Annotated in this window: 5 protein-coding genes and 1 pseudogene; 4 read left to right on the top strand and 2 right to left on the bottom strand. The window is 67.1% G+C overall.

The features are described from left to right. Positions 1–169 precede the first annotated feature (169 nt). The 3 genes from ACH4EB_RS38440 (at position 170) to ACH4EB_RS38430 (ending at position 3,437) form a co-directional block, all read left to right on the top strand. A complete protein-coding gene (locus ACH4EB_RS38440; protein ID WP_398353179.1) occupies positions 170–709 on the top strand; it encodes a winged helix-turn-helix domain-containing protein in 540 nt (179 codons plus the stop codon). Then, a complete protein-coding gene (locus tag ACH4EB_RS38435) occupies positions 706–1,254 on the top strand; it encodes a transposase (protein WP_398353180.1) in 549 nt (182 codons plus the stop codon). The genes ACH4EB_RS38440 and ACH4EB_RS38435 overlap by 4 nt, the downstream gene beginning before the upstream one ends. Positions 1,255–1,469: 215 nt before the next feature. Beyond that, a complete protein-coding gene (locus ACH4EB_RS38430; protein ID WP_398353178.1) occupies positions 1,470–3,437 on the top strand; it encodes a GTP-binding protein in 1,968 nt (655 codons plus the stop codon). Here the strand turns inward: ACH4EB_RS38430 and ACH4EB_RS38425 are convergent. Next, positions 3,407–4,018 carry a transposase gene (locus ACH4EB_RS38425; protein ID WP_398353176.1) on the bottom strand — a complete coding sequence of 204 codons (612 nt, stop codon included), beginning with the start codon at positions 4,016–4,018 and terminating at the stop codon, positions 3,407–3,409. The genes ACH4EB_RS38430 and ACH4EB_RS38425 overlap by 31 nt on opposite strands. On the opposite strand from ACH4EB_RS38425, the pseudogene ACH4EB_RS38420 reads away from it, so the two are divergent. After that, positions 3,968–4,216: pseudogene (locus ACH4EB_RS38420) on the top strand (transposase family protein); the annotation flags it as partial. The gene ACH4EB_RS38425 and the pseudogene ACH4EB_RS38420 overlap by 51 nt on opposite strands. A 224-nt stretch (positions 4,217–4,440) precedes the next feature. Here the strand turns inward: ACH4EB_RS38420 and ACH4EB_RS38415 are convergent. After that, positions 4,441–5,238, bottom strand: coding sequence for a transposase (locus ACH4EB_RS38415; RefSeq protein WP_398353174.1), 798 nt, complete (start codon positions 5,236–5,238; stop codon positions 4,441–4,443). Between the last annotated feature and the right edge of the window lie 134 nt (positions 5,239–5,372).

The following is a 5,372-nucleotide window of genomic DNA, read 5'->3' as shown; positions in this document are numbered from 1 at the left end:
CGCCTCACCGGCGAGAACACCATCTCCTGGCGCCACCCGACATCACCGGATCAAACACGCATGACGGGATGAAACAACGGGAGAAAACGACCTCTTACACGCTTACTGAGGTTGTCTGCGCGTTGTCGTCGGTGCTGACGATCGGCGGTCGTTGCGGTACGCCGGAACCATGAGGTATCCGCAAGGCGGTGGCCTGAGTGCCGACCGGCGGGCGTTTCGCGAACACATCCGCATGGATGCGGCCGCAATGTTCGTCGCCGGGCAGGGCAACGACGTGATCGCGAAGCAACTGCGGGTCAGCGTCCGCTCCGTGCAGCGGTGGCGGCGGGCTTGGGAGCACCAGGGGCCAAATGGCCTGCGCTCGACGGGGCCGGCCTCCCGCCCCGCGTTGCGCGAAGCCCTGTTTGCGGTCCTGGAACAGGAGCTGGCCAAGGGCCCGGCTGCACACGGCTGGCCGGACCAGACCTGGACGCTCGCGCGGATCAAGACGCTGACAGGGCGCCGGTTCCACAAGAGTTTCACCCTGTCCGGCATCGCAAAGATGCTGCGGCGCCACGGCTTCAGCCGCCAGGTGCCCGCCCGGCGGGCCCTGGAACGCGACGAGGACAAGGTGACCGGCTGGGTGAAGGATACGTGGCCGCAGGCGGAAGCGCTGCGGCGGCGCTCGGAGCCTGGATCTGCTTCGAGGACGAGGCCGGATTCTCACTGACGCCGCCTACCCGCCGCACCTGGGCCCGGCGCGGGCACACCCCGGTGATCCGCGTCCGCGCACGCACCCAGCGCCGCTTCTCAGTCGCAGCCCTGGCCTGCTACAAGGCGGGCGAACGCTCCCGGCTGATCTTCCGGCCCAGACTCCATGGACGCCACGACAGCAGTGCCCGCAGAAGCCTCGCCTGGACCGACTACCGGGACCTGCTGACCGCCGCACACCACCAGCTCGGCGCACCGATGGTTGTGATCTGGGACAACCTCAACGTCCACAAGGACGCTCGCCTGCGGACCTTCATCGACGCTCGCGACTGGATCACCTGCTACTACTTGCCGCCCTACGCTCCCGACCTCAACCCGGTCGAGGGGATCTGGTCGCTCCTGCGCAGGAATTGCCAGGCCCACACCGCCTTCAGCGACCACGACCAACTACTGGCAGCCCTCCGCCGCGGCCTCCGCCAACTCCAGTACCGAAGCAACCTCATCGACAGCTGCCTCACCGCAACCAGACTCGCACTCACGACAACGCGCAGACAACCTCAGTAGCACCCGGAGGGAGCGACCGCCCCCGACGTCAGGCAGCATTGCACCCATCACGGATGAACTGTAGCGCTCGCTCGCCCGAAAATCCGTTGACAGCGCTGGGTGGCCTCTTGGAACATCAAGCCCGAGCAGTCGTTCCGTGACCAACAAGAGAAACGGACCCATCATGCGCGAATTCGTGTGCCCCGCCACCATCACCGACCTGCACACGAGGAGCCATGAACCGTCCGTACTCTGCAGCCCCAGCACGTCATGACATCGCTACTACCGGCTCGGCGCCTGGTGCCCGGCGACTCAACCTGGGGGTGGTGGCCCATGTCGACGCTGGCAAAACCAGTCTGACCGAGGCGCTGCTGCACGTCGGCGGTGCTATCGAACAGGTCGGCCGGGTGGATGACGGCACGACTCAAACCGACACCCTGTCCCTGGAGCGGCGACGGGGCATCACGATCCGGTCTGCCGTGGCGGCGTTCGAGATCGATGGTGTCTCCGTTAACCTTGTCGACACCCCGGGCCATCCAGACTTCATCGCCGAGGTCGACCGCTCACTGGCGGTCCTCGACGGCGCAGTCCTGGTGCTTTCGGCCGTGGAAGGCGTGCAGGCCCAGACCATCGTGCTGTACCGGGCGCTGCACCACCTGGGCATCCCTGTGGTCTTCTTTGTCAACAAGATCGACAGAGCCGGTGCCGCGCCCGAGACAGTCCTTGAGAGGATCCGGAGCCGTCTAAGCACAGCTCTCGTACCACTTGGTCACGTGCACAACCCCGGCACGGCTGCAGTTGAGGTCATTCCGTGTGCGTGGGACGATCCCTCCGAGGCCGAGCGGCTGACAGAGGTGATCGCAGACTATGACGAGGAGTTGCTTGAAGAGTGGCTCGTCCGGGAGCGCCCTGTCGGACCGCAGCGGCTGCGCTCTGCTCTTGGACGCCTCGCGCGTGCCGGCACCGTCCATCCGGTGCTGTTCGGTTCAGCCAGGACCGGTGTCGGCGTTTGGTCTCTGATCAGCTCCGTCACCGAGTTGCTGCCTGTGACACCCGGCGACGGCCAGGCTCCGGCGGCGGCGCAGGTCTTCAAAGTCGAACGATCACCGGGAAGGCAGCGGGTCTGCACAGTGCGGATGCACGCCGGAACGCTAAACGTCCGCGACCGGATTTCGCTCGAGGGTGACCGGCCGGCGACCGTGACGGCTGTGGAGGTCTTCGAACCCGGCGGTGCCGTCCAACGCCCTCGTACAACGGCCGGTCAGATCGCTCGCGTCTGGGGGCTGGACAGCGCTCGGATCGGAGACTGGATCGGTCTCCGCCCGGCCCCGACCACTGGGGCAGCCGCGCTGCCGGCTCCGGGCTTTGAGACCAGGGTGGTTGCCCGTGATCCCGCCAGGCAGGGTGAGTTACACCAGGCTTTGGCCGAACTCGCCGACATTGATCCGCTGATCGCCCTGCGGCCCGAGCGCGGTGCCGCGCGGATTAAAACGTACGGCGAGGTGCAGCAGGAGGTCCTGGCCGACACGCTGACAGCCGAATACGGCATCGATGTCGACTTCCGCGACACCAGCGTGATCTGCGTCGAACGGCCTTCGGGAACCGGCAGCGCCGCATTCCGCCTGGGCGACCCCGGCCACCTGTACAACTACGCCCTCGCAGTGACCGTCGCACCAACCGCGCCCGGCGCCGGTGTCGAGCTCGTCATCGCTGCGGACCGGACAACGCTACCTCTACACGTCTACGGCAACGTCGGCGAATTCCGGGCCGCGCTTTTGCAGTACCTCCGCGAACCTTTGGCGGTCGGTCCGCACGGGTGGCAGGTGGTTGACATACGCATCACGGTCACCGACAGTGGCTACCCGCCGGCGAGCCCACACGCTGCAGAGGTCCGGCGCACGACTGAGCTGGTCGTCCGCGAAGCACTCAGGCGGGGCGGCACGGCCGTCTGCGAGCCCATCGACCGGTTCGTTCTCGAAGCACCAGCAGCTCAACTTTCCTCTGTGCTCGCTCTGCTAGGCCGCCACGGCGCCGTCCCTGAGGACCTTCAGGCTGCCGATCCTATCGTGATGATCACCGGAACCCTGCGGAGAGCAGAAGTGAACGCGGTGCGTACGGGGTTGCACGGCGTGGCACACGGCGAGGGCGTCTTCGAATCCGCCCCTGACCACTATCAGTCCGTGCGAACCACGGGCGGGAGGTAACAGTGAAACCCTAGGGGCAATGCCGTGACTCTGTTGGTGTCTTCCGGGGGTCGCGCGGTGGCGGTGCACAGGGCGTGGAAGCGTGTTGACCGGCGGCGGGTGGTCGTGGGCCCGGCGATCCAGTCGGTGATGCGGGTGAGGTTGCAGGCCAGTGCGGTCAGGACGTGCTGGACGTGGGTTCTGGCGAGGCCGCGGTAGCCGGATCGGTGCAGGCCGCAGGTGCGGACGTTCTGGGAGATGGTGGCTTCGATCCCGGCCCGGATCGCGTAGCGCTGCTGCCAGTCCTCGGTCTGCTGGTCCAGCCGGTTGCGGGTTTGGACCTTGTGGAGTTCGCGGGTGGGCAGGAGCGCGAGTGCGCGGGGGCGGGTGGCTGATGTAATGCACTGGGGACGGTCGGGGCAGGCAAGGCAGGTGGCCTTGTCGAAGCGGACCTGGATGTGGTGTCCGCGTACTCGTCTGAGTGCACCACCGCGTACGAAGTTGTGGGATCTTGAAAGATTTCCGTGACGGGGTGACAGCGCGTCACTTCGGTGCCACCGTCGTTCGTGTGCGCTGATCTGCTGGGGATCGCATTCCCGCACCTGAATGGGGTGCTGGTAGAGCGGGTGGGGGTGGAGCGTGGGACGGTACGTGTCACCGCCCGTACTCGTGACGGAATAGGGGTGGCCTGTCCGGACTGCGGGAAGGTCTCCGCCCGGGTGCACAGCCGGTACGGGCGGGGGTTGTCCGATCTCGCGGTCGGTGGCCGCCCAGTGGAGATCGGACTCTGTGTGCGGCGGTTGTTCTGCGACCGGCCGGGCTGCGACCGCCGGACGTTTGCCGAGCAGGTCGAGGGGCTGACCGTCCGCTATGGACGTCGCACGCCACAACTGCTGGAGATGCTGCGGGCGGTTGGGCTCGCTCTGGGCGGCAACGTCGGCGTGCGGCTGCCTCTGGTGCTGCACACGGCGCTCAGCCGGGTGACGCTGCTATCCCTGGTGATGGCCCTGCCCTCCCAGGCGCATCACGGCCTGCGGGTGCTGGGGGTCGATGAGTTCGCGCTCAGACGCGGCCACCGGTACGCGACGCTCCTTCTCGATCTGGAGGCCCGACGTCCGGTGGACCTATCGATCTTCCAGCGGTGCCGGCCGAGGCGTTCGCGCGATTCGATGCCCGGCCGGGCGATTCGCGGGACGATGTGACGCCCGCGAAGCCAGGCCAGACGCTCGGCGGAGCAGTACGCCTTGTCCGCGCGCGGAGCCGACCGGGCTTTCGCCGGCGGGGTCCGCGCCGGGAACGGACGGCGGGTATGGCCCGGACCAGCGGTTTGAGGGCCAGGGTGTCGTTGACGTTGGCGCCCGACACCGCGACGGCCAGCGGGAGGCCCTAGGCGTCGGACAGGACGTGCACCTTGCTGCCCTTCTTGCCACGGTCGACCGGGTTCGGCCCGGTCAGCGAGCCCCCCTTTCACCCGCACCGAGGCGGCGTCGACGATCACCGAGGCCCAGTCCAGCTCGCCCCGGGCACCGAACTCGTCCAGGACCACCCGGTGCAGACGGCGCCACAGTCCCGCCCGCGTCCAGGCGGTGAACCGGCGATGCGCGGTCGCGGGGGGGGACACCCCGAACGTCTCCGGTAGATGCCGCCAGGCACAACCGCTGGTCAGGACGTACACCACCACCGTGAACACGGCCCGCTCATCACACGGAGCGGTACCGCCACCTTGCGGACGGCGGCTGAACGGCGGAAGCAACGGGGCAACCAGCTCCCACAAACCATCAGAAACCAACCGCCGCGACAGATCGAGACCCACAACAGTCATGATCGCAGCTCACACCAACACCACATGAGACATCCTCTTAGAGGATGTTCTTGTCGGTTACGTGCAGATTTAGGCGTTTCGTCGGGCACCCAGTATCAACTGGTTGGTACCTATTCACGGCGAATGTGCGAGGC

This window comes from Streptomyces sp. NPDC018045 (genome assembly GCF_044327445.1).
In the GTDB taxonomy this organism is placed as follows: domain Bacteria; phylum Actinomycetota; class Actinomycetes; order Streptomycetales; family Streptomycetaceae; genus Streptomyces.
This window is presented reverse-complemented; position numbering and strand designations above follow the sequence as displayed.